This is a genomic window from Xanthomonas sp. CFBP 8152 (assembly GCF_014199025.1).
Lineage (GTDB): Bacteria > Pseudomonadota > Gammaproteobacteria > Xanthomonadales > Xanthomonadaceae > Xanthomonas > Xanthomonas arboricola_B.
This window is the reverse complement of sequence record NZ_JACHNO010000002.1, coordinates 16571-41219: the sequence shown is the minus strand read 5'-3', so window position 1 is coordinate 41219 and position 24649 is coordinate 16571. Positions and strand designations below refer to the sequence as shown.

The 24649-nt window shown below is 66.4% G+C and carries 18 protein-coding genes and 3 pseudogenes; 15 read left to right on the top strand and 6 right to left on the bottom strand.

The genetic code is table 11. The annotated features are described in order from the left end of the window. Positions 1–14: 14 nt before the first annotated feature. On the top strand, positions 15–758 hold the full coding sequence (locus FHT09_RS07695; RefSeq protein WP_047124158.1) for an FCD domain-containing protein: 744 nt from the start codon (positions 15–17) through the stop codon (positions 756–758). Between the two features lie 261 nt (positions 759–1019). Here FHT09_RS07695 and FHT09_RS07690 read toward each other — a convergent pair whose 3' ends face one another. Genes FHT09_RS07690 through FHT09_RS07680 form a run of 3 tightly spaced genes read right to left on the bottom strand, consistent with a single transcriptional unit; the run spans position 1020 to position 4950 of the window. Continuing rightward, a complete protein-coding gene (locus tag FHT09_RS07690; RefSeq protein WP_104604547.1) occupies positions 1020–3317 on the bottom strand; it encodes a xanthine dehydrogenase family protein molybdopterin-binding subunit in 2298 nt (765 codons plus the stop codon). Further along, a complete protein-coding gene (locus FHT09_RS07685) occupies positions 3314–4402 on the bottom strand; it encodes a xanthine dehydrogenase family protein subunit M (protein WP_181141201.1) in 1089 nt (362 codons plus the stop codon). Before FHT09_RS07685 ends, FHT09_RS07690 begins: the two co-directional genes overlap by 4 nt. Beyond that, positions 4375–4950 (bottom strand): (2Fe-2S)-binding protein, encoded by a 576-nt coding sequence (locus tag FHT09_RS07680; protein ID WP_104604549.1) that lies wholly within the window; start codon positions 4948–4950, stop codon positions 4375–4377. The genes FHT09_RS07685 and FHT09_RS07680 overlap by 28 nt, the downstream gene beginning before the upstream one ends. Positions 4951–5237: 287 nt before the next feature. Between FHT09_RS07680 and FHT09_RS07675 the strand changes: the two genes are divergently transcribed. From FHT09_RS07675 to FHT09_RS07660, 4 genes are all read left to right on the top strand, one after another. Then, a complete protein-coding gene (locus FHT09_RS07675; RefSeq protein WP_104604551.1) occupies positions 5238–6566 on the top strand; it encodes a DUF763 domain-containing protein in 1329 nt (442 codons plus the stop codon). Then, a complete protein-coding gene (locus FHT09_RS07670) occupies positions 6563–7153 on the top strand; it encodes a GIY-YIG nuclease family protein (protein ID WP_104538292.1) in 591 nt (196 codons plus the stop codon). The genes FHT09_RS07675 and FHT09_RS07670 overlap by 4 nt, the downstream gene beginning before the upstream one ends. A 64-nt stretch (positions 7154–7217) precedes the next feature. Continuing rightward, on the top strand, positions 7218–7559 hold the full coding sequence (locus FHT09_RS07665; RefSeq protein WP_104604553.1) for a cupin domain-containing protein: 342 nt from the start codon (positions 7218–7220) through the stop codon (positions 7557–7559). 162 nt (positions 7560–7721) lie between these two features. Next, positions 7722–8225: a DUF6496 domain-containing protein gene (locus tag FHT09_RS07660; protein WP_104604555.1), complete on the top strand. Its 504-nt coding sequence runs from the start codon at positions 7722–7724 to the stop codon at positions 8223–8225. Between the two features lie 61 nt (positions 8226–8286). On the opposite strand, the pseudogene FHT09_RS07655 reads toward FHT09_RS07660, so the two are convergent. Beyond that, positions 8287–8696: pseudogene (locus tag FHT09_RS07655) on the bottom strand (Fic family protein). An 8-nt stretch (positions 8697–8704) separates the two neighbouring features. After that, positions 8705–8918 (bottom strand): annotated as a pseudogene (locus FHT09_RS07650) (AbrB/MazE/SpoVT family DNA-binding domain-containing protein). Between the two features lie 154 nt (positions 8919–9072). On the opposite strand from FHT09_RS07650, the gene lexA reads away from it, so the two are divergent. The 9 genes and pseudogenes from lexA (at position 9073) to FHT09_RS07605 (ending at position 23314) form a co-directional block, all read left to right on the top strand. After that, complete coding sequence (gene lexA, locus FHT09_RS07645) at positions 9073–9678, top strand: transcriptional repressor LexA (RefSeq protein WP_104604557.1); 606 nt, start codon at positions 9073–9075, stop codon at positions 9676–9678. 1 nt (position 9679) lies between these two features. Further along, complete coding sequence (gene imuA, locus FHT09_RS07640) at positions 9680–10333, top strand: translesion DNA synthesis-associated protein ImuA (protein WP_181141202.1); 654 nt, start codon at positions 9680–9682, stop codon at positions 10331–10333. Between the two features lie 9 nt (positions 10334–10342). Next, positions 10343–11761 carry a DNA polymerase Y family protein gene (locus FHT09_RS07635; protein WP_104604559.1) on the top strand — a complete coding sequence of 473 codons (1419 nt, stop codon included), beginning with the start codon at positions 10343–10345 and terminating at the stop codon, positions 11759–11761. A gap of 156 nt (positions 11762–11917) precedes the next feature. Then, positions 11918–15166 (top strand): error-prone DNA polymerase, encoded by a 3249-nt coding sequence (locus FHT09_RS07630; protein ID WP_181141203.1) that lies wholly within the window; start codon positions 11918–11920, stop codon positions 15164–15166. A 251-nt stretch (positions 15167–15417) separates the two neighbouring features. After that, positions 15418–15636 (top strand): annotated as a pseudogene (locus tag FHT09_RS20225) (S9 family peptidase); the annotation flags it as partial. Positions 15637–15966: 330 nt separating this feature from the next. Next, entirely contained in the window at positions 15967–16785 is an 819-nt protein-coding gene (locus FHT09_RS07620; RefSeq protein WP_104604604.1) for an HDOD domain-containing protein, read from the top strand. A gap of 591 nt (positions 16786–17376) precedes the next feature. Further along, positions 17377–19329, top strand: coding sequence for an oligopeptide transporter, OPT family (locus FHT09_RS07615; RefSeq protein WP_104604561.1), 1953 nt, complete (start codon positions 17377–17379; stop codon positions 19327–19329). A 657-nt stretch (positions 19330–19986) separates the two neighbouring features. Beyond that, the gene (locus FHT09_RS07610; protein WP_104604606.1) at positions 19987–20832 is read left to right on the top strand and encodes a transporter; all 846 of its coding nucleotides are present in this window, start codon (positions 19987–19989) and stop codon (positions 20830–20832) included. A 361-nt stretch (positions 20833–21193) separates the two neighbouring features. Beyond that, positions 21194–23314, top strand: coding sequence for a S9 family peptidase (locus FHT09_RS07605; RefSeq protein WP_104604563.1), 2121 nt, complete (start codon positions 21194–21196; stop codon positions 23312–23314). A 104-nt stretch (positions 23315–23418) separates the two neighbouring features. On the opposite strand, the gene FHT09_RS07600 is transcribed toward FHT09_RS07605, so the two are convergent. Continuing rightward, a complete protein-coding gene (locus FHT09_RS07600) occupies positions 23419–23823 on the bottom strand; it encodes a hypothetical protein (protein ID WP_104604608.1) in 405 nt (134 codons plus the stop codon). A 320-nt stretch (positions 23824–24143) separates the two neighbouring features. Between FHT09_RS07600 and FHT09_RS07595 the strand changes: the two genes are divergently transcribed. Next, positions 24144–24614, top strand: a complete 471-nt coding sequence (locus tag FHT09_RS07595; protein ID WP_104604565.1) for a hypothetical protein — start codon at positions 24144–24146, stop codon at positions 24612–24614. Positions 24615–24649: the final 35 nt, after the last annotated feature.

Genomic DNA, 24649 nt, shown 5'->3' with positions numbered 1-24649 from the left:
GGTTTGAGTCGCCGATGTCCGAAAACCGCCTGTACCACTCCGTTGCCGCCAAGATCCGCGCGCTGATCGACACGGGCGAATTCCCGGTCGGCTCGCGCCTGCCGGGCGAGCGCGAGTTGGCCGAGCGCTTCGGCGTCAGCCGCGTGACCGTGCGCGAGGCCGAGATCGCGCTTGAGGCGCAGGGCCGCATCGTGATCAAGATCGGCTCGGGCGTGTACGTCAAGCCTCGCCTGGCCTCGGACGAGGGCGCATTGCCGGATGTCAGCGCGTTCGAGCTGACATCCGCGCGCGCGGTGATCGAGGCGGAGGCGGCCGCATTGGCGGCCAGCCACATCACCGATGCGGAACTGGACGAACTGGGCGGCATGATCCAGGCGCTGTCCGCACCAGGGCTCAGCGATGCGGCCGCTGCCGAGTACGACCGCGCCTTCCACCTGGCGATCGCGCGTATCAGCGGCAACCCGGTAGTGGCGTACTGCGTGCAGTTGATCTGGCGCATGCGCAACGAATTGCCGCGCGTGCGCGAGGTATACGCGCGGGTCTGCCACGACGACGGCGCCACCCGCGTGGACGAACACACCGCCATCCTGCAGGCCCTGCAGCAACGCGACCCGGTGGCGGCACGCACGGCCATGCGCAACCATTTCCAGCGCCTGTTCGAATCCATGCTGGAAGCGACCGAGAACGACGCACTGGCGGAGATCCGCCGCCGCACCCAGCAGGACCGCGCGCATTTCCTGGCGGCCACGCGCACCTGACCGCATGTGATGGTGTGTTGACGCGCTGCGTCCAACGCCAGCGGCACCGCTTGCGTGCCGCTGCCGCTCGATCCTGCGAAAGACCCATACTCCAGTCAGCCAGATGTGGCGTCTGCCCTGGTTCGGCACCACCGACACGCGGCTGATCCGGTTGTTGCGCCAGCGGTCACCGCGGACGCTGCAGGACAAGACACTGCAGGCGCGTCCGCCCTCAGGCAGATGGCTCTACCTGAGGGGGCGTGGGCACCTGCAGTGCAGGCCTCAGTCCGCCATCACCTTGTCCGGCGTCATCGGGGTGCTGCGGATGCGCTTGCCGGTGGCATGGAAGATCGCATTGCAGATCGCCGCCGAAACACCGACCAGGCCGATTTCGCCCACGCCTTTTGCGCCCAGGCTGCTGACGATGCGGTCGTCCTCGTCGGCGAAGATCACATCGATGTCGTGGATGTCGGCATTGGCCGAGACGTGATACATCGCAAAATCGTGATTCATGAAACGGCCGAAGCGGTGATCGGACTGGGTGTGTTCGTGCAGCGCCTGGCCGATGCCCCAGACCACGCCGCCGACGATCTGGCTGCGCGCGGTGATCGGGTTGAGGATGCGCCCGGCTGCAACCGCGCTGACCACGCGGGTGACCCGCACCGTGCCCAGCTCGTCGTCAACCCGCACTTCCACGAACACCGCGCCATGGGTGGCGCGGGTGTACTTGCGTTGCTTGAGTACATTGGGCAGCAGCAGGAACTTGTCCTCGATCTGTTCCAGCTGAGCGGCGCGCAACAGTTCGGTCAGGGCAATGGTGGTACCGGCATCGGCGCGTAAGGCCAGCGTGCCATCGGCAAACACCACCTCGTCCAGCTTGGCCTTGGTAAAGCGCGAATTCGGCAATGCCTGCGCCAGGCGCAGCAGCCGCGCGCGCAGCTTCGCGCACGCGCCATCCACCGCCGAGCCCACCGTGGTCACATGCGACGAACCGCCTTCGATCGGCGCGACCGGCAGGGACGAATCGCCGAGCTGGAAGGTGACCTGTTCCAGTGGCAGGCCCAGTGCTTCGGCCGCGATCATCGCCATCACCGTATAGGTGCCGGTGCCGATATCGCTGGCTGCGCTGCTCACCACCAGCCGGCCGTCGGCGTGCAGCACGGCATGCGCGCGTGCAAACATCTGCATCGCATCCCATTGCCCGGTGGCCATGCCCCAGCCGACCCATTCGTTGCCTTCCTTGCGCGCGCGCGGCTGCAGCGGACGCTGCGCCCAGCCGAAGCGTTCGGCACCTTGCTGGTAGCACGCGCGCAGCGCCTTGGTGGAGTAGGGCTTGTCGTCGGCCGGGTTGACCTCGGCATAGTTCTTCAGGCGCAGCGCCAGCGGATCCATGCCCAGCTCATAGGACAGCTCGTCCATCGCCACTTCCAGCGCATGCATGCCATGTGCGGCACCGGGTGCGCGCATGTCCATCGGGCTGAACTGGTCCAGGCTCACCAGGTTGTAGCCCAGATGCACGTTGTCGCAGGCATACAGCTGCCCGCTCCAGTTGACCACCACCTCGACGTAATCCTCGATGCGCGAGGTTTCGGCGATGGCCTCGTGCCAGATCGCGCGCAAGCTGCCGTCGCGGTCGGCGCCGAGCTTGAGCCGTTGCAATGTTTCCGGGCGATGGCCGAAGGTGAACATCTGTTGCCGCGTCAGCACCACGCGCACCGAGCGGTCCAGCAGGATCGAGGCCATCACCGCCAGCGGCAACTGATACTGCGGGCGCAGCCCGGAGCCGAAGGCGCCACCCACGTACGGATTGCGCACGGTGACCTTGCGCTTGCTCAGGCCGAACACATGCGAGACGTACCAACGGCTGTTCTGCGAGCCCTGGGTCTTGTCGTAGATGGTGAAGTGGCCATCGGCGTCGCGGATCACCGTGGAGGCGAACAACTCCATCGGATTGTGGTGCTCCACGCCGCCGTAGTAGTCGGCCTGCACCTGGACAGCGGCATTGGCAAAGGCGGTATCCGGCTCGCCCTTGTCCTTGGGCGGCGGCGAGAAACCGGCCTTCATGGCCTTGGGTTTGTGCGCACGGTCCAGGTTGGTCATCAGGTTGGTGTCGTGCGGGTCCTGCAGCAGTTCCACCTCCACCAAGTGCGCCGCATGGCGCGCCGCTTCGAAGGTGTCGGCCACCACCAGGGCGATCGGCTGGCCGCTGTACAGGATCTTGTTGTCGTACAGGGGCCGGAACGGCGAGCCGGCAGGTGCGGTCATGTCCTTGTAGAACACGTCCATGCCGCGCATATGCGGGCGGTTTTCATGGGTGACGATCTCCAGCACGCCGGGCACCGCACGCGCGGCAGCGAGATGGAAGGCGACGATCTCGCCCTTGGCGATGCTGCTGTTGACCACCACGCCGTAGGCCAGATCCGCGACCGGCCATTCGGCGGCATAACGCGCCTGGCCGGTGACCTTGGCGCGCCCGTCGATGCGGGTGACGCCGGTGCCGGTGGGGCGATAGCCGGTGCCGCTGTCGGCAACCGGCGGGCTCAGGTCGTTGTTGGATATATCGGTGCTGCGTGCGTTCATGGCGCTTCCTCCAGCGCGCTGGTTCGCCCGCGGTTGTCGATGGTGCCCGCGCGGGCAACGTCCAGGGCACGCACGATCGCGCGGCGTGCCAGCGGCAGCTTGAAGGCGTTGTTGCCTTGCGGTTGCGCACCCTGCAGCAAGGCATCGGCCAGGTTGCCGAAGCTCTCGGTCGTGGCAGCTTTGCCCACCAGCTGCGCTTCGGCGTCGGGATTGCGCCAGGGCTTGTGCGCCACGCCGCCCAGGGCCACGCGCACCTCGCCGATGCTGCCGTCCTCGGCCAGGTCCAGCGCCGCCGCCACCGATACCAGCGCGAAGGCATACGACAGGCGCTCGCGGATTTTCAGGTAGGCGCTGTGCGCGACGAAGCGCTGCGCATCGGGCAGATCGATATGCACGATCAACTCGTCCGGAGCCAGGGTGCTGTCCAGCTCCGGGTGCTCGCCGGGCAGGCGGTGGAACTGCGCGAAGGGGATGTCGCGCTCGCCGTTGGGGCCTTGCACGTGCACCACCGCGTCCAGTGCGGCCAGTGCGACGCACATGTCCGACGGGTGCGTGGCAATGCACTGCGCGCTGGTGCCGAGGATGGCGTTGTAGGTGGTGAGCCCGCCGATCGCCGAGCAGCCGGTCCCAGGCGCACGCTTGTTGCACGGGGTGGCGTGGTCGTAAAAATACAGGCAGCGCGTGCGCTGCAGCAGGTTGCCGCCATTGCTGGCCATGTTGCGGATCTGCGGCGAGGCGCCGGCCAGGATCGCCGCACTCAGCAAGGGGTAACGCGTCTCCACATCCGGGTGGTAGGCGGTGTCGGCATTGCGTGCGAGCGCGCCCAGGCGCAGGCCACCTTCGGCAAGCGCGCTGATGCCGTCCAGCGGCAGGCGATTGATATCGACCAGGCTGCCCGGCCGCATCAACTGCAATTTCATCAGGTCGGTGAGATTGGTGCCGCCGGCGATCAGGCGCACCGGCGCTTCGGCAGGTACCGGGTGCGGGTCGCTGCCGTGCACCGACAGGGCAGTCAACGCCGCATCGACGCTGTCCGCGCGCGTATAGGTGAGCGGGATCATGCCGGCACCGTCCCTGGCGTCCACGGCGTGGCGGCGCTCTGGCTGCTGTCGGCGGGCTTGCCCATGACCTGCATCACCGCATCGGTGATCTGCGGATAGGCACCGCAGCGGCACAGATTGCCGCTCATCAATTCGCGCACCTGGTCGCGGTCGTGCGCCTTGCCTTCAGTGATCAGGCCCACTGCCGAGCACAACTGCCCGGGCGTGCAATATCCGCACTGGAAGGCATCGTTCTCGATGAAGGCACGCTGCAGCGGATGCAGCTGTTCGCCCTCGGCCAGGCCTTCGACGGTGGTGATCTCGGCGCCGTCCTGCATGACGGCAAGCGTCAGGCAGCTGTTGATGCGGCGTCCATCGACCAGCACCGTGCAGGCGCCGCATTGGCCGTGGTCGCAGCCTTTCTTGGTGCCGGTGAGGTCGAGCCGGTCGCGCAATAGATCGAGCAGGCTGACCCAGGCTTCGAGCTGCAATTGGTAAGGCTGACCATTGATGCGCAGGTTGACCGGGTAGGTCGGCGCAGCAGTGGCGGTGGCCGGCGCCAGATGAGTGGCAGTGGCGGGCGTGGCATTCATGCGAACCCCGTGGCGATGGCTGGGAGGAGGGCCACCACCTTGACGGCGATGTGGTCAACGCGGAGTGACCGCATGCGTGATGCATGTGCCTAGATGGCAGCCTGATCGCAGTCCAGCTGCGGCACTGTGGTGGTTGCACGCCTGCACGTACGGGCAGGCGTCACGCGCAGTACACCCTGACGCCTCGAGCTGAACTCCTCAGATACCCCTGCATGCTGCTGTGCGTGCGTCCCAGCTGCTGCGACACCGCGCCGCTATCCTTACCGTATGAACAAGCAGTGGCAGCAATGAGCCAGCGCGGCGGCAGTGCAGATCTTCCGCTGCACGGCGGGCGCGTCCCGCAGTGGCTGGGCGAGCGGATGACACGCTTGGGCACGGTGATGTGCGAGGCGATCGTGCACAGCTACGGGCGCGACGAATTGTTGCGGCGCCTTGCACACCCGTTCTGGTTTCAATCGTTTGGTGCGGTGATGGGGATGGACTGGCATTCGTCCGGCATCACCACCAGTGTGATCGGCGCGCTCAAGCGCGGATTGACGCCATTGGCGGGCGAGCTTGGCATCCATGTGTGTGGCGGGCGCGGCCGGCACTCGCGCGCCACGCCTGCCGAGTTGTTGGCAGTGGGCGATGCGGTCGGGCTGGATGGCGCCGCCTTGGCGCAGGCCAGCCGCCTGGTGGCCAAGGTGGATAGCGCTGCGGTGCAGGATGGCTTTGACCTGTATCTGCATGGCTTCATCGTCAGCGATGACGGGCGCTGGGTGGTGGTGCAGCAGGGCATGCATGGTGAGCGCAAGCAGGCGCGCCGTTATCATTGGCTTTCCGAAGGGTTGAGCAGTTTTGTCGATGCGCCGCATGCGGCAATCGACGGCCGGCACCAAGGCAATATCGTCAATCTTGCCGACCATCGCGCCGCGGCCTCGCGTGAGGCGCAGGTGGCGTTGTTGCGCACCACCGCGCCGGATCAACTGGCCCGGCAATGGCAGCGCATCGCCGATGCGGCAGCACCTGCGCCGCTCGCGGTGCAAGTGCCGGTGACCGGCGATCTGTTTGCCGGCCATGCCTGGGACCCGGCGCAGCCGCCGCATCTGTCCATGCCCGATCACCATGAGGTGCGCAGCGAGAACGTGATTGCACGGCGATTGCACGCGAGTCTGGCTGCGGCAGCAGAGGCAGGCCCGACGGATTTCACCGCATTGCTGCAGGTGCCAGGCGTCGGCGCACGCACGTTGCGCTCGCTGGCGATGGTGGCCGAAGTGGTGCATGGCACGCCCTGCCGTTTCAGCGACCCGGCGCGCTTTTCGCTAGCCCATGGCGGCAAGGACCGGCATCCGTTTCCGGTGCCGACCCGTGTGCTCGACCACACTATCGGTGTGCTCAAGCATGCGATGCAGCAGGCCAGGTTGGGCAACGAGGAACGGCTACAGGCGATTGCGCGGCTGGATGCGCAGGCACGCCGGCTCGAGGCCACCGCGCAGGGCCCAACGGTTGAGGACTACATCGCGCAGGAGCGCGCTGGGTCGCACCGTTACGGCGGGCGCAGTGTGTTCGGTTGGGAGCAGGCGCCGGAGACGGGGCAAGCCGCGGTGCCGACGCGTGCACGTGCAGGCCGGCGATGAGTGCGCGGCGCAGCACCACACCCGTGGCGACCGATGGCCGCTGTTTTACCTATGTGTTTCCGTGCCAGTGGGAAGACCATTGCAAGATCGGTTTTTCGCGCGATCCGTTGGGACGCATCGGCAGCCTGCATCCGCGCTGGTTCGATTTTTTCGATCTGGAGCGTGGGCTGCTGGTGGAAACCGAACGCGAGCGCGATGCGCGCGATCTGGAGCTGCAACTACGTCGCCCGCTGCTTGCGCACAACGCACCGGCGCCTATGGCGATCCGGGCGATAGCCGGTGGACATACCGAGTGGTTCCGTGGGGCGAGCGGTGCACTGCAGCTGGCGGTGGAGGACTTGCAGGCGCGCGGGTATCGCGTGTTCGTGCTGCGCGATTGGCTGCAGGCGGCGATGGCGCAGCGGATCGATCGGCTCTACGACTGGTCGGCGGTGCAGTTGAGCCAGGACGAACTGGATGGTCTGGTGGCAACGACAGCAGCGCAACGCGCGCTGCGCGATGTCCTCGATGGCTACCTTGCACTGGATCTGCCGCTGCAGGCGCACCTGCCCGGGCAGGTCTGGACCTGGTATTGCCGCAGCCGGTAGGCATGTTGCCAACGCGTTGACGCATGCGCGGTCAGCATCGCCGCAGTTCATCAGGAGATGCCGCATGCAAAGCGCACAGCTGACGTTGACTGACGCGTTCAAGGTGCTGTTTTCGGTGCGCCAGGTGCAGGCGGCCGAAATGGTGATTGCTCCTGGCGATGGCGAAGGTGGGCCGGACAACCGTCACCGCGGTTCTGATCAATGGGTGTATGTGGTCGACGGCAGCGGCACTGCCGTGGTGGATGGACGCACGCATCCGTTGCAGGCCGGCAGCTTGATTGTGATCGAGTGTGGTCAAACGCACGAGATCCGCAACACCGGTACCACCCCGTTGAAGACGGTGAACTTCTATCATCCGCCTGCATACGATGCGCAAGCAGAACCGTTGCCGGCCGGTGCGTCATAAGCCGGCGTTGTCGTGTGCATCGCCGCGTGTGCAGGTGCCGACGCAGTGCCGGCTGCATCGGCGGGCATCGCTGGCGCTTCAACGTTTTGTGAGCACCACAACCACTGTGCATTGACGCCGGGCTTGCTACATCCAGCCATCACTCACGCCTGGGGATGTCTCATGCCAAAAGCCAGTACGCGCCGCGCGGCCGCCAAGGACAAGCGCGAAGGAAAGTCGGCAAGCACGCAAGCCGGCGAATACGTCAAAGAAGAAATCGACCAGGTACGCATGGGCGCACACGGCGTCAAGAACACCAAGCAGGCGATCGCAATCGGCCTGTCCAAGGCGCGCCGCGACGGCGTGGATGCCGCACCGTCCAGGTCCGCATCCAAAGCCACCAAAAACAAAGCTGCCCAGGACACGGCGGCAGCCAAGAACGGCACGCCGACGTCGCCCACGCGCTCGGCAGGCGCCAAGAAAGCCCTGAAAACGGCGAGCAAGAAGACCACCGCCAGGACGACCGTCGGCAAGCAGGCATTGTCGGCCCAGGGCAAGCAGGCGGCAGAAAAACGCACGTCCGGCAATCGTTCGGCGGCTGCAAAAAAGGCAGCCAAGACCAAGGGCCCGGCAGTACGCAAACAGGCTGCCAAGAAAGCAGCCAGGACGCGTAAACAGACCGGTTAAATGCAACAAGCAAGACGCAAGCTCCAACGCGTGCGGCATATTCGAATGCACGCACGGGGCGTCAGCCGTCAAGCTCGGAGGGCAGATGACCTTGCCCGTGCAAGCGCACACGTGGGCGCAGCCATAAGGAAAAGTCGGCCTCGCCCCACACGCCACCGGCCAATCCCATCAGGGCGACGTATTTTTGTTCCTGCGACGCCATGAGCTTGGCATCGTTGAGCATCAGAAATACGCGATAGCACACATGGGTAGTGTGCTTGTTGCCATCCACGAACGGGCGATGGTGTGCCAGCCCATAGGCAAGGCTTGCGGTCAACTGGACCAGGTCCGGCAGGGGATCGCCATAGGAGAACAGCTGTTGCGGACGGGCCAGTGTCGAGTCCAGCAATGCCTCGTCGCGCACGCCGGCAACACCGCCGTGTTTGCTCAATTGACGCTCAAGGCAAGTCCATGCGTGATCCACACGACCATGCGGGTGTTCATCTGCCCAGCTTGTTCAGCACCTGACGGTCCTCGCGCATCACCTGCTCGGCCACAGCCATCTGCGCTGCCAGGGTCGGGTCGAACGCGGTCAGCTTGATGCCGTCGGGCATCTCAAGCGCATACAGTTCGTCGCCCTTGCCCAGGGACAAGCAGTTCCTTGGGCAGGATGACGCCAGCGGAAGTGCCGATGGAGGCGATCTTGAGCTTCATGGCCGACCCCTTCGTTAGGTAACAACTTGGTATCCGGCAGAGCGCAAGCCCGTCCTGGCTGAAGCGGCTCAGCAACCTGCATGCGCCGATCTCGCCTGCTGCGACCAAGGGGTGTACAAATGTACACCTTGTCCCGGCCGGCCGTTGCACTCCCATGGAACCTCTCTCCCCCAAGCGTCAGGCCGTGCTGGCTTTCCTGCAGGAGCAAGCCCGCGCGGGGGTGTCGCCCAGCCTGGCCGAGATTGCGCAGGCGTTCGGGTTCGCCTCGCGCAATGCCGCACAGAAGCATGTGCAGGCGCTGGCCGAGGCCGGGTTGATCGAGCTGCTGCCCAATCAGAAGCGGGGCATCCGCATGCCGGGCGGCGCCGCGCGCGATGCGTTGCTGGCCTTGCCGGTGCTGGGGCGGGTGGCGGCCGGTGTGCCGATCGGGGCGGATATCGGCCTGGACCGGCAGCTGTGGCTGGACCGCGCGCTATTTGCGTTGCGCCCGGACTATCTGCTGCAGGTGCAAGGCGACTCGATGATCGACGACGGCATCCTGGACGGCGATCTGGTCGGCGTGCATCGCAGCAGCGAGGCGCGCGATGGGCAGATCGTGGTGGCGCGGGTGGATGGCGAAATCACCATCAAGCGGCTGGAGCGCGGTGCCGAACGCATCCGCCTGTTGCCGCGCAACCGCGCGCATGCGCCGATCGTGGTGGCGGCCGATGCCGACTTCGCGATCGAAGGACTGTACTGCGGTCTGATCCGGCAGGGTTGAAATGAGCCAGGAGCCCGCGCGCATCAGGCAGGACGGCAACGCGGCAGTCGCTCTGCCGCTGGACGCCCTGCTGGCCGCGCGCACGGTATGGCGCGCGGGACATGGCACCGCCATCGCCCATGGCGGCGAATCCACCGGGCATGCGGCACTGGATGCGCTGCTGCCCGATGGCGGCTGGCCGCGGCGGGCACTGACCGAGTTGCTGCTGCCCGCGCACGGCGTGGGCGAGATCGCCTTGCTGTTGCCCACGCTGGCGCGCATGACCGGCGCCAACAACCGGGTGGTGCTGGTGGCGCCGCCGTTCATTCCCTACGCGCCGGCCTGGCAGGCGGGCGGGGTGGTGCTGGAACATCTGGAAGTGGTGCAGGCCGAGCCGCGCGATGCCTTGTGGGCGTTCGAACAATGCCTGCGCAGTGGCGCATGCGCGGCGGTGCTGGGCTGGCCGCAGACCGGCGATGCGCGCGCATTGCGGCGGCTGCAGGTCGCCGCCGACAGCGGCAACTGCTGCGCGTTCGCGTTGCGCGATCGCAAGCATGCGGTCAACGCATCGCCGGCCGCGCTGCGGCTGGAATTCCTGCCGGAGCGCGATGCCTGGCAAGTGCGCAAGTGCCGCGGCGGGCAGGTTCCGTCGCAGCCGTTGCGGCTGGCGCATTGAGGCGCGCGCATGTTGTGGGCCTGCATCTTGCTGCCGCAGCTGGCGCTGGACGCCGTCCTTCGGCGTCTGGAGGAACCGCTGGCACCGCTGGTGTTGGTGGAAGGGCCGGCGCAGTTGCGCAGCCTGCATTCGGTCAATGCAGCGGCCGCCGCTGCCGGTCTGAAAGCCGGCATGCGGCTGTCGGCGGCGCATGCGCTGATGTCCCATGTACGCACCATCGATTACGAGGCGCAGGCTGAGGCGCGCACGCAGCGGTTTCTTGCGGCGTGGGCGTACCGGCACAGCTCGCTGGTGAGCCAGCAATGGTCGCGCGCCATCGTGCTGGAGGCCGGTGCCAGTTTTCGATTGTTCGGCCCGTGGCCGCGTTTCGAGCGCCGCCTACGCGATGAACTGCAGGCCTTGGGCTTCCGGCACCGGCTCGCACTGGCACCTACGCCGCGCGCCGCGCGCGTGCTGGCCGGTTTGCGCGATGGCATGGTGGTGACGCAGTTGCCGGCCTTGCACAGCACGCTGGACAAGGTGCCGGTGCGCCGCGCCGCGTTGCCGGGCGATGCCGGCGAGCACCTGCAGCACATGGGCGTGCGCACGCTGGCGGCGGTGCGCGCGTTGCCGCGCGATGGGCTGCGCCGGCGGTTCGGTGCGGGCCTGCTCGAGCATCTGGACCGCCTCTACGGCCAGGTCGACGATCCCCTGGAGTGCTACGCGCCACCGGACCACTTCGACCAGCGCGTGGAACTCGGCTACGAGGTGGAAATGCATCCGGCGCTGCTGTTCCCGCTGCGGCGCCTGATCGGCGACCTGTGCACCTACCTGTCCATCCGCGATGGTGGCGTGCAACGGTTCCTGCTGCGGCTGGAACACGAACAAGGCGCCACCGATGTCGAGATCGGCCTGCTGACCCCGGAGCGCGCGCCGACGTTGTTGTTCGAGCTAGCGCGCAACCGGCTGGAGCGGGTGGATATCCCGCGCCCGGTGGTGGCGATGCGCCTGCTGGCGCGGCAGCTGCCGCCGTTCGTGCCGGCCATGCGCGATCTGTTCGATCAACGTGCGCAGCAATCGGTGGAGTGGCCGCAATTGCGCGAGCGCCTGCGTGCGCGGCTCGGCGATGAGGCGGTGTATCGCGTGCTGCCGGCCGACGACCCGCGCCCGGAACGTGCCTGGCGGCGCGTCATCGGCGATGCGGTGCGCGAAACCCATGCGCCGCCGCGTCCGCCGCGCCCGACCTGGCTGTTGCCGCAGCCGATGCCCCTGCACGAGACGCAGCTGCGCATCATCTCCGGCCCGGAGCGGCTGGAAAGCGGCTGGTGGGACGACGACGAGGCACGCCGCGATTACTACGTGGTGGAAACCGCACGCGGACGCCAGGCCTGGGTGTTTGCCGCGCCAGGCCGTGTCGATGGCTGGATGCTGCACGGGTGGTTCGCATGATCCGGCGCACTCCGTTGCAGCATCGCAGCGTTGCCTGCCGGGCCGGTCGTCGCAGCGGTGCCGTACGCGTGCGATGCCACGCAGCGAAGAAGCAACCGCAACGCGTCGATCTGCAGCGCCTGTGTGGTGGCAGCGCAATGTTGAAAGGGTGCGCGCATGAGCTGGGATGACGCGGTCGATGGTGTGGACCGCGATACGCCCGGTGGGCGCATGCCGCGCGCCTGGACGGTCGCCGCACGGTTGCGCGCGGCAAACGACGACATCGCCCATGCCATGGTTGCCGATGGGCTGCCCGCCTATGCCGAGCTGCACTGCCTGTCGGACTTCTCGTTCCTGCGTGGCGCCTCCAGTGCCGAACAATTGTTCATGCGCGCGCAACACTGCGGCTACAGCGCCCTGGCGATCACCGACGAATGCTCGCTGGCCGGCATCGTGCGTGGCCTGGAAGCCTCGCGCGCCACCGGTGTGCGCCTGATCGTCGGCAGCGAATTCGCCCTGGTCGATGGCACCCGCTTCGTCCTGCTGGTGGAAAACGCGCACGGCTATCCGCAGTTGTGCGCACTGATCACCACTGCGCGGCGTGCGGCAAGCAAGGGTGCGTATCGGCTCGGGCGTGCCGAGGTGGAGGCGCAGTTTGGCGCTGTGGAACCCGGCGTGTTCGCGGTGTGGTTGCCCGGTGCGCAGCCGCAGGCCGAGCAGGGCGCCTGGTTGCAGCAGGTCTTCGGCGAGCGTGCATTCCTGGCGGTGGAACTGCATCGCGAGCAGGACGATGCGGCGCGGTTGCTTGCCCTGCAGCTGCTGGCGCAGCAACTGGGCATGAGCGCACTGGCCAGCGGCGATGTGCATATGGCGCAGCGGCGCGAGCGCATCGTGCAGGACACCCTGACCGCCATCCGCCACGGCTTGCCGTTGGCCGAGTGCGGCGCGCACCTGTTCCGCAACGGCGAGCGCCATCTGCGCACGCGGCGTGCCTTGGGCAACATCTACCCGGACGCGCTATTGCAGGCCACGGTGGACCTGGCGCAGCGCTGCAGCTTCGATATCTCCAGGCTTGAATACACCTATCCACGCGAACTGGTGCCGGAAGGGCATACGCCGGCGAGTTATCTGCGACAGCTCACTGAAGAGGGGATGCGTGAGCGTTGGTCCAACGGGGCGCCGGCCCAGGTAGTGGCGCAGATCGACAGCGAGCTGGAGTTGATCGCCTACAAGGGATACGAGGCGTTTTTCCTCACCGTGCAGGATGTGGTGCGCTTTGCGCGCTTGAAGCACATCCTGTGCCAGGGCCGTGGCTCATCGGCCAATTCGGCGGTGTGTTATGCACTGGGCATCACTGCGGTCAATCCCGGCGAAACCCGTCTGTTGATGGCGCGATTCTTATCCAGGGAACGCGACGAGCCGCCGGATATCGATGTGGACTTCGAGCACGAGCGCCGTGAGGAAGTGCTGCAATACGTCTACAGCAAATACGGCCGCGAACGCGCGGCACTGGCGGCGACGGTGATCTGCTATCGGGGCAAGAGCGCCGTGCGCGATGTGGCCAAGGCGTTCGGCCTGCCGCCGGACCAGATCGCGTTGCTGGCCAATTGCTACGGCTGGGGCAATGGCGATGCCCCGATGGAACAGCGCATCGAAGAGGCCGGGTTCGATCTGGCCAATCCGCTGATCAACAAGATTCTGGCAGTCACCGAGCACCTGCGCGATCACCCGCGTCATCTGTCGCAGCATGTCGGCGGCTTCGTGATTTCGGATGAACCGCTGTCGATGCTGGTGCCGGTGGAAAACGCGGCGATGGCCGACCGCACCATCATCCAGTGGGACAAGGACGATCTGGAAACCATGAAGCTGCTCAAGGTCGATTGCCTGGCACTGGGCATGTTGACCTGCATCCGCAAGACCCTGGACCTGGTGCGCAGGCATCGTGGGCGCGACTACAGCATCGCCACGCTGCCGGGCGAGGATGCGCCCACCTACAAGATGATCCAGCGCGCCGATACCGTGGGCGTATTCCAGATCGAATCGCGCGCGCAGATGGCGATGTTGCCGCGGCTCAAGCCCCGGGAGTTCTACGATCTTGTGATCGAAGTGGCGATCGTGCGCCCGGGGCCGATCCAGGGCGACATGGTGCACCCGTATCTGCGGCGGCGGCAGGGCTACGAGCCGGTCAGTTTCCCCTCGTCCGGCGTGGAAGCCATTCTCGGTCGCACGCTGGGCATTCCGCTGTTTCAGGAGCAGGTGATGGAACTGGTGATCCATGCCGGCTATACCGATAGCGAGGCTGATCAGCTGCGTCGCTCGATGGCGGCCTGGCGACGCGGCGGCGATATGGAGCCGCACCGTGTGCGGATTCGCCAGCTCATGGCCGCCCGCGACTACTCGCCGGAATTCATCGACCAGATCTTCGAGCAGATCAAGGGCTTCGGCTCCTACGGCTTCCCGCAAAGCCATGCCGCCTCGTTCGCCAAGCTTGTCTACGCCAGCTGCTGGCTCAAACGGCACGAGCCGGCGGCCTTCGCCTGCGGGCTGCTCAATGCGCAGCCGATGGGCTTCTACTCGGCCAGCCAGATCGTGCAGGACGCACGCCGCGGCAGTTCCGAGCGCGCGCGCGTGGAGGTGCTGCCGGTGGATGTGTTGCACAGCGTCTGGGACAACACGCTGGTCGGTGGCCGGCCCTGGCGCAGCGACGAAGACCCTGGCGAACAACCGGCGATCCGTCTGGGCATGCGGCAGGTCGCTGGCTTATCGGAAGTGGTGGCCAATCGCATTGTGGCCGCACGCGCGCAGCGGGCCTTCGCCGATATCGGCGATCTGTGCCTGCGCGCTGCACTCGACGAAAAGGCGCGGCTGGCACTGGCCGAAGCCGGCGCCTTGCAGGGCATGGTGGGCAACCGCAACGCCGCGCGCTGGGCGATGGCCGGCGTGGAAGCGCGTCGGCCGCTGCTGCCGGGTAGTCCGCAGGAGCGCCCGGTGGAATTTGAAGCGCCGCGCGCGGGCGAAGAAATCCTGGCCGACTATCGCTCGGTCGGTCTGAGTCTGCGCCAGCATCCGATGGCGCTGCTGCGCCCGCAGATGCGGCAGCGGCGCATCCTCGGCCTGCGTGAGCTGCAAGGCCGCAGTCACGGCAGCGGCGTGCATGTCGCCGGCCTGGTCACCCAGCGCCAGCGCCCGGCCACGGCCAAGGGCACCATCTTCGTCACCCTGGAAGACGAACACGGCATGATCAACGTCATCGTCTGGTCGCACCTGGCGCTGCGTCGCCGCCGCGCACTGCTGGAATCGCGCCTGCTGGCCGTACGCGGCCGCTGGGAGCGCGTGGACGGGGTGGAGCATCTGATCGCCGGCGATCTGCACGACCTCAGCGACCTGCTCGGCGACATGCAGCTGCCCTCGCGGGATTTTCATTGAAACGTTGTCTGGTCTGCGATTGCCGTTGAATTGCGTGCTCAGTAGCAGGGGCGCGATCTTTGTGCTGGATACGAACACGGATGCGAGCGACTTTGCCTGGGTCAGCGATGCGCGTGTATTGATCTCCATTGCACAGAAGCACGGTTTGCTCGACAAACCGTTGCCGAGCGGCGAGCCGTACGCCATCAATGCCGATGGCACCGGTGTCGAGTTGCCGGTGGGCTATGGTGCCCGAGGCACCGGGCTTGGCATATGTGTTCGATACGCAGGAGAAAAAGGCCCAGCATGTGATCGGCCGGCGCAACTGGTTCGATCCCGAGCGCACCGCGACCGTACAGCCCATCGCGCTGCAGGCGCGCGATGGTGTGCCGTTGCATGGCGACCTCTCGCTGCCGCGCACCGGCACGGGAAAGAACCTGCCGATGGCGGTGATGCCGCATGGCGGCCCGTTCGAGATCTTCGACAGTTGGCACTACGGCACCGAAGGCCACGGTTTCTATGCCGAGCCGCATCGGCGTGCGTTCTATACGCAGGTGCTGGCGTTTCTGGCCAGGTTCCTGGGTGGTGCCAAGGCCAACTAAAACCCAACGAGTGGCGTCGGCGCACGCATATCGGAATCTTGTCGACCGCGCTGTCCATGATGACCGTCGCTACGCGCCCGACGGAGCAGCCTGCCGCAAGGCGATGACGCAAAGCCCGGGTGAAGAGCGGCCGTGACGGGTTATCGTCATTCGGCCGGTCTGTGCTACACCATGCAGGCCGGCGCGGCCGCGCCGGCTACCTTCACCCGCGAGGCGATCATGAAGTTGGAGGCATTGTTCGACCAGTTGCACACCTTGCCCACGGTGCCCGAGGTGGCGCAGGACCTGATTGCCCGGTTCGACGATCCGGAGACCAATATCGATGCGTTGGCGCACACGATCGAGCGCGATCCGGTGATCGCGGCCAAGGTGCTGCGGTTGGCCAACTCGGCGCGCTTCCGCGGCCTGCGCGATTCCACCAGCGTGGAAGACGCGGCCATGCGGCTGGGCTTCAACACGCTGCGCACCCTTGTGCTGGCCTCGGCGATGACCGGGGTGTTCCGTGCCGTGCCGGGGTTCGATCTGAAGGCGTTCTGGCGGCACAGTTTCGAGGTGGCCGGCATCTGCCGCCTGCTGGCGCGCCAGCACGGCCTGGATCCGGAAACCGCATTCACCTGCGGCATGATGCACAACATCGGCGAGCTGCTGATCCAGTCCGGCGCTCCGGATTACGCCAGCCGCCTCAATCACGACGCCTCGTCGGCCGGCCATGCCGCCGAAGAAACCCTGCAGTTGGGGTTCGGTTACCCGGAAGTCGGCGCCGAGCTGGTGCGTCGCTGGCAGTTGCCTGTCGTCATCCAGGAAGCGATCGCCTATCAGGTCCGCCCGGCCGCCGCGCCGGACGGTGCGCGTATGCCGCTGGTGGTTGCGCAGGCGGTGCAGGTCTCCGATGCGCTGCACGCGCATGGCGGTGCCACGCCGGCGGCCTTGGACGCGGTGCGCGGTCCGCTGATGGACACGGTGGATCTGGAGACCTTGTTCGCCGCATTGCCGGACGTGATCGAGGCCGACCGCGCATTTGCCGAACTGCTGCATTGATCCAACAGCTGCGACGCTGCCGCCAGCGTCGGCGCAGCCGCTGACGCACCGTCGCCGGCAGCAGATCCCTGGCGTGCAGCAAAGACGGCAACGTCCGGCGATCATGGCCGCCGCGATGTGCGGCGATGCGTGTCCGCCGCTGCCGCTGCAGACTGGTCGGCCATCACGGGCGCGGCCCTTCGCCAGCGCTGGCCGTAAGCCAGCACGGGCAGCCGGCGGCCACACCGGTGCGAGCGGGCGGCACGTGACGACGAGCCGCTCGCTCGTCGTTACCTAGCGGCCACGTCGCGCCTCGCTCATGGCCGCTCCGTCGGTCGACGAGCCGGAAACCGCATGGCCACGCCCTGACGCCATGTGCCGCTGGTGTGCATGCCACGCAGTAGTGTCGGCCAGCTCCACGCTGTGCGACCTCATGCGCTTGCGATCCGCATGCGCGAAGCCGCCGCTGGCGCGCGCTTGTCACCCCGGTTGGCACAGCGCAATGCACTGCCGGCCGCCACAGCAGGCACACTGTCACGCCGCGGCGCAGCTGGACGGAAACCCGCATAGGCGCTAGCGTGGTCCGGATTTTTTGCCACAGGGGAACTGCCCATGAGCCATGACGCGCAGCCGCGCCAGCTCACCTTCCGCGCCGTCGTGCTGGCCATCGTGCTGGCGGTGGTACTTTCGGCCGCCAACGCCTATCTGGGCCTGTTCGCCGGTCTGACCATCGCCACCGCCATTCCTGCCGCGGTCGTCTCGATGGGCGTGCTGCGCCTGCTCGGCGGCGGCACCATTCTGGAAAACAACATCGTCCAGACCGGTGCCTCTGCCGGTTCGTCGATCGCAGCCGGGGTCATCTTCACCATCCCCGCGTTGGTGATCATGGGCTATTGGCCGGACTTCAAGTACTGGTGGGTGCTCGGTATCGCCGGCATGGGCGGGTTGCTCGGGGTGCTGTTCTCGGTGCCGTTGCGGCGTTCGATGATCGTCGAAGATCCGCTGCCCTTTCCCGAAGGCAAGGCGGCGGCCGAGGTGCTCAAGGCCGGCGAAAACCCCGGCCCGGGCCTGAAGATCCTGGCGATGTCCGCTGCGATCGGCGCGCTGGTCAAGCTGGGTGCGGCCAGCGGCCTGCGGGTGATCCCGGACACCTGGGCGCAGGCCACGTATCTGGGCAGCAGCCGTCTGGTCGGCTATCTGGGCACCAACCTGTCGCCGGCGCTGCTGGGCGTGGGCTACATCGTCGGCCTGAATGTCGGCATCGTGGTGCTGTCCGGGTCGATCCTGTCCTGGCATGTCGCCATTCCGCTCTACCAGCAGTTCTTCATGGGTAGCGACCCGGCATTGGCGCAGAGCCTGGTCGGTGCGCCGGCGGCCGATGCGGCGTTCGGGATCTGGGGCGAGAAGATCCGTTACCTGGGTGTTGGCGCGATGCTGATCGGCGGCGTGTGGACGCTGTTCTCGCTGCGCAAGTCGCTGTTGTCCGGCGTCAAGAGCGGCTTTGCCGCCGCGCGCAAGAGCGGTGGCGGTGTGGTCGCCGAGACCGAACGCGACCTGCCGATGAAGTGGATGCTGGTGGCGCTGGTGCTGTGCACCTTGCCGCTGCTGGGCCTGTATCAGGCAATCGTGCAGCAATGGCACGTATCGATCCCGATGACCATCATCATGATTCTGGCCGGCTTTCTGTTCGTGTCGGTGTCCGGCTATCTGGCCGGCTTGATCGGTTCGTCCAACAACCCGGTGTCCGGTATCACCATTTCCACCATCCTGTTCGCCTCGGCGGTGCTGGTGCTGCTGCTCGGCAAGGACGGTCTGGTGCCGGTGGGCATCGGCGCGGCGCCGTTGGGCGCGGTGGCGGCGATCATGATCGGCGCGGTGGTGTGCTGCGCGGCGGCGGTGGGCGGCGACAATCTGCAGGATCTCAAGACCGGTTATCTGGTTGGGGCGACACCCTGGAAGCAGCAATTGATGCTGGCTATTGGCGCTTTCTCGTGCGCGCTGATCATGGCGCCCGTGCTCAATTTACTTGCTGAGGCTTACGGTATTGGCTCCAAGACACTGCCGGCGCCGCAGGCGATGCTGATGGCGTCGGTGGCAAAAGGATTGTTTGGGGGTCAGTTGCCATGGGCCATCATCGCTATCGGTGCAGGTGTGGGTGCGGTGATCATCGCTGTGGATGAGTGGCTGAAGATAACCGGCAAGCGCTTCCGCGTGCCGGTGCTGGCGGCAGCGATCGGTATCTATCTGCCGCTGGAGCTGATGGTGCCGATCTTCATCGGCGGCCTGATCGCGCATCTGGTGGAGCGCTTCCACAAGATCCGCGCCGATGACGAAGATGGCCGTGACCGCGTGCACCGCCCGGGCGTGCTGTTCGCCGCCGGCCTGATCACCGGCGAGGCATTGATGGGTATTGGCATTGCGCTGCCGATCGTGATCACTAATAACAAGAATGTGCTGGCATTGCCTGGAGGTTTTCAGCTCAATCAATGGTTCGGCCTGGCGATCCTCGTCCTGGTCGGCTGGCTGCTGTACCGCGTCGGCAAGCGCGGCGAACAGACCGCCTGAGGGCAACGCTTCGATAAGGCATACCCCTGCATGCCGGATCTGGACGGACACGCATCACTGGATGCGTGTCCGTTTTTTGTTGGTGTGTACGACCGGATTGCCGTTGTTCTGAGTGCATCGCAGCAGGCGCCGTGCGAATACGGCCCTGATGTCGAACGCGGCGAGCACAGCTGCAAGTCGCCGACGCATCAAGCGTATGCTGCTCCCGCGGGCAGCGGGCGACACGCAGGCCATCGCGTCTGCGCCATCGCGATGCCTTTGCGCAGGCTTTACGCCCATACAGGCGTCGTGCATAGCGACTTTATGTCGCTGCTCCGTATCGTGCCGTCTCCCGCAACGATGGTGCACGACGGCTACCCACATGCCTTGATCGATCCCGATGACGCGCCACGACGCACGTCTTTGCGGCGCGTAAACCCCCCACGAAACGATGGGTGTGGAAAAGCGACCTACATCACGTTATGCGACATTGGTGCGCCGTTGAGGTCGCTTTTGTCATCGGCGGCATCTTCGGACCTGCCGACGCCTATAAGATCGACAGGCAACACGCCGCCCCTCAGGCGGCCATGCAGTCGTTCGACATCCACGCGCATTCCCCCTCCCCAACGCTGAGCGTCCACGCGACCTGTCCAGCGTCTTGCCATGGAAACCACTGCAATGCCGACCGCTATCTCCCACCGCCCCACCCGCACACAACGCTCCCCCTTGTTGAACATCGCCCTGGCCGGGGTGCTGTGCAGCCTTGCGCTGCAGGCGCAGGCACAGGAGGCCACCGACGCGGCGCTGTGTACCGATCGCCCGACCAAGGCCAATTCCACCTGTACCGTGCCTGCCGGCGCCTGGCAGCTGGAAACCGACATCGGCAGCTACACCCGCGACAGCCAGCCCGCCACCCGCGTCGAAACCTCGTACTTCACCAACCCCACGCTCAAATACGGCGTCAGCGACCGCATCGATCTGCAGCTCAACTGGGCCCCGCAGCTGCAGGTCAAGACCACCGACCGCGCCACCGGCGCACGCAGCAGCCTGAGCGGCGGCGGCGACATCTTTCTGCGCATGAAGGCGCGTTTCTACGAAAGCGATACCGCCAGCGTGGCGTTGCTGCCGTTCGTCAAGGCGCCGACCGCGCGCACCGGCCTGGGCAACGACGAGTGGGAAGGCGGTGTCGCATTGCCGATCAACTTCGCGCTGCCCAATAGTTTCTCGCTGACCTTCGGGCCCGAGGTGGATTGGTTGGCCGACAGCGATGGCAGCGGCAAGCATGTCGCGCTGATCAATGCGATCAACCTGGGGCATCCGCTCACCGCCAAGCTGTCGATGGCGGTGGAAGTGTGGTCCTCGATCAACCGCGACCCGGCGCAGACCCTCGAACAGTATTCGGCCGACATCGCCGCTGCGTATCTGCTCAATCCGCTGCTGCAGCTGGACGTGGGCGCCAACTTCGGCCTCAACGACCGCACCCCGGACGCGCAGGTGTATGTGGGGATGTCGCACCGCTTCTGACGCGTTAAGCGGGTTGGGCACTGCGACATGCATTGCGGTGTGGCAGCGATGCTGCAGGCTGAGCGGTGCCAGGTGACCGGCACCGCTCAGCCTGCACGCCGCGCCGCACGCGCTGCGCTTGACGACTACACGCGTGCATCTGCGGTGCAGTTGCACCAAGCGCTGTGGCAGATGGCACGCCGCTGCGGCCGCAAGAGTTGCCTCGATGCAGCACAGCTGACATCCCACGCCGTGGCGAGGCGCGCTTTTGCCAGCTGCCCGGCATCCACACGCAGCCATACAGGCAGACCCAACCGCAAGCCTTTGCACGCTCGCCACAGCAACGCCTACCATCGACGTTTTGCCGTTGCGGGAACTCTCGATGAAGCTTCGTTACGCCGTGCTGCCCCTGTGTCTGTTGACCGCCTTGCCAAGTCTCGCCGCTGCGCGCGGATTCGATGTGCGCGACATGGTTGCGCTGGACCGGGTGTCTTCGCCCACGCTCAGCCCCGACGGCAGCGTGCTGGTGTTCGCCAAGCGCCAGGCCAAGAGCAGCAACGGCAAGCCGGCCACCGGCCTGTGGATGCGCAATCTGCGTACCCGCGATGCGGCGCCGCCCAGGCGGCTCACTCCCGAAGGCTGGAACGTCAACAGCCCGGCGCTGTCGCCGGACGGCAAGACGGTGTACTTCCTCAGCAGTAAATCCGGCACCCAGCAGCTGTACGCGCAATCGCTGGCCAGCGGCACGCCGCAGCAATTGACCGCGTTTGCGGTGGATGTGGACAGCTACAAGCTTTCGCCCGACGGCAAGCGCATCGCCTTCAGTGCCGGCGTGTTCCAGGACTGCGGTTCGGACCTGGGTTGCACCAAAACGAAACTCGCCAGCGTCAAGGACGCCAAGGCCAGCGGCGTGGTCTACGACCAGTTGTTCGTGCGGCATTGGGATACCTGGAACGATGGCCGCCGCAATACCTTGTTCGTCGCCGACCTGCCGGCTGCCGGCGGCAAGGCCGTGATCGGTGCTTCGGCGATCAGCGCCACGCTGGCCGGCGATGCGCCCTCCAAGCCGTTCGGCGGCAACGACGACTACGCCTGGTCGCCCGACGGCGGCAGTGTGGTCGCCAGCGTGCGCGTGCCGCAGCCGCACGGACCCGAGGCCGGCAAGCAGGCAACCGCCGGCGCCAAATCCACCGGCAACGACGAGCCGTGGCAGACCAACTTCGATCTGTACCGCCTGGATGCGGCCGGCAAGGCCGCGCCAGTCAATCTGACGGCGGCCAACCCGGCCTGGGATGCCGGCCCGGTGTTCAGCAGCGACGGCAAGACGCTGTACTACCGCGCGATGAAGCGCCCCGGTTTCGAAGCCGACCGCTTCGGCCTGATGGCGATGGACGTGGCCAGCGGCAAGAGCCGCGAGATCGCCCCCAGGTGGGACCGCTCGGCCGGTGAGATCGTCTTGAGCGCCGATGGCGCCAGCCTCTACACCAGCGCCGACGACCTCGGCGAGCATCCGTTGTTCAAGATCGACATCGCCAGCGGCCAGGCGACCAAGCTGGTGGGCGAGGGCAGCGTGCATGCGCCGGCCCTGGCCGGCAACACGCTGGCGTTCACCCGCAACTCGCTCAAGAGCGGCGACCAGGTCTTTGTCAGCGATGTGCAGGGCCAGGGCCTGCGTGCGATCACCCAGAGCGCCGGCGAGTTGCTGCCGGAGGTGCAGTTCGGCGACTACGAGCAGTTCCAGTTCAAGGGCTGGAACAACGACACCGTGCACGGCTATGTGGTCAAGCCGTACAACTACCAGCAAGGCAAGACCTACCCGGTGGCATTCCTGATCCACGGCGGGCCGCAGGGCAGCTTCGGCAACGGCTGGAGCAACCGCTGGAATCCGCAGACCTATGCCGGGCAGGGCTACGCGGTGGTGATGATCGACTTCCATGGCTCCACCGGCTACGGCCAGGAATTCACCGACGCGATCAGCCAGCATTGGGGCGACCGCCCGCTGGAAGATCTGCAGAAGGGCTGGACCGCCGCGCAGAAGCAGTACGGCTTCCTCAACGGCGACAAGGCCTGCGCGCTGGGCGCCAGCTATGGCGGCTACATGGTCTATTGGATGGCGGGCAACTGGAATCAGCCATGGAAGTGCCTGGTCGACCACGACGGCGTGTTCGACAACCGCACCATGGGCTACGCCACCGAGGAACTGTGGTTCAGTGAATGGGAAAACGGCGGCACGCCCTGGCAGAACCCGGCCGGCTACGAGAAGTTCAACCCGGTGCTGCACGTTGACAAGTGGAAGGTGCCGATGCTGGTCATCCACGGCCAGCAGGATTTCCGCATCCCGGTCGAACAGGGCCTGGCCGCGTTCACCGCGCTGCAGCGCAAGGGCATCGACTCCAAGTTCCTGTACTTCCCGGACGAGAACCACTGGGTGCTCAAGCCGGACAACAGCGTGCTGTGGCACGACACCGTCAACAGCTGGCTGAAGCAGCATATCGGCCAGTGAGGTCGCGACCGGCACGCCGCCCGGAGCGGCGTGCCGGTTGGTGCGGCGATGACGCGTTAGGACTCAGCCTTCAATGCGGGTTGTAAGGCGTTCGTTCGGTTTGCTCAGTTCGGCAACTGATCGCGTTTGGCCAACTGGCCTTCGACGATCTGCAGGATCTCCGCCACCGCGATGCCGAACGCGCCGGCATTGCCGGCGTCGAACGCGGCCTTCCATTCCGCGTAGCCCGGCAGGTAATCCTGATTGGGCGCGGCAGTGCCGACGTGTTCGGCAGCGCTGCGCTCCAGGGTCTGCGCGATCACCGGGATGTGCGGCAGCGCATCCACAATCCCATCGGGCAATCCTGCGTGACGTACCTGGATGTCGCTGATACGCACGTGCAGGATCTGGCCGCCGTGGGGATGCACATCGATCTGGTTGATCAGCAGCAGCGGCGTCTCCGACGCGGTACGCCCACGGCAGCGCCAGAGCTGGCCGACCGCATAGGCTGGAGAGGTGGTGTCGAGCATCGGGTACTCCACGATCAAACCGCAATGATGCAATGTGCTTGCGGAGATGGCGGCTCCGCGCCGTGCCGGCCATCAAGGGGGGTTAGTCAGGTGCACAACCCGACGCATGCGCAGCCGCGCCTCGCCCGTCAGGCGATGTCCGCAGGTGCCACGTCGAGCCTGACAGGATGAGTCCGCTTGCAGCAGGCCGAGATGGCCTGGTGCACCGTATCTGGCTGAATGTCAGCATGAGCCAGCAGTGCCGCAGCGCACCCAAGCCATGTCAAAATAGCGATTCTTTAACATCACCAGTCTCCTGCCAGGATCGCAAGGCCGTCCGCATGCGCACGTTGTTCCGCCCTTCACTGTGGGCGCTCGCCCTAGTCTGTAGTCCTGCCCTGAATGCCGCATCGCGGCCCACGGTCGTGCCCGCGCGTGCGCCCGTGTCTGCGCCTGCCGCCGTCGGCACCGATGCGGTGACCAGCGATCCGGAGGTGCCGCTGCCGGCAGCGCTGAAGGCCGGCATGGGCTACCGCGCGTTTGCGCATGCGGTGATGGAGCAGGGCTGGCAGCTGGTGGATCCGCTCGCCGCCGACAGCTGCATGGCCGCCGGCGATTGCGCCATCGAGTTCATCGCCCCCGGTGGCAGTGCGCGCCTGCAGGTGCAGGTCGGCTCGCAGTCCGGTGCGGCGGTGGTCAGTGGGTGGCGCGCGCAACAGGTGCCATTGGATCGCATCGGCAATCCCACCGCAGCGGCGGTGGACAGCAAGGCTGCGCCGGCCGCGTCCAACGCGGCCGACACCCCGCGCTGAGCGCGGTGCGCCGGCGTCTGGTACGCGCGGCGTAT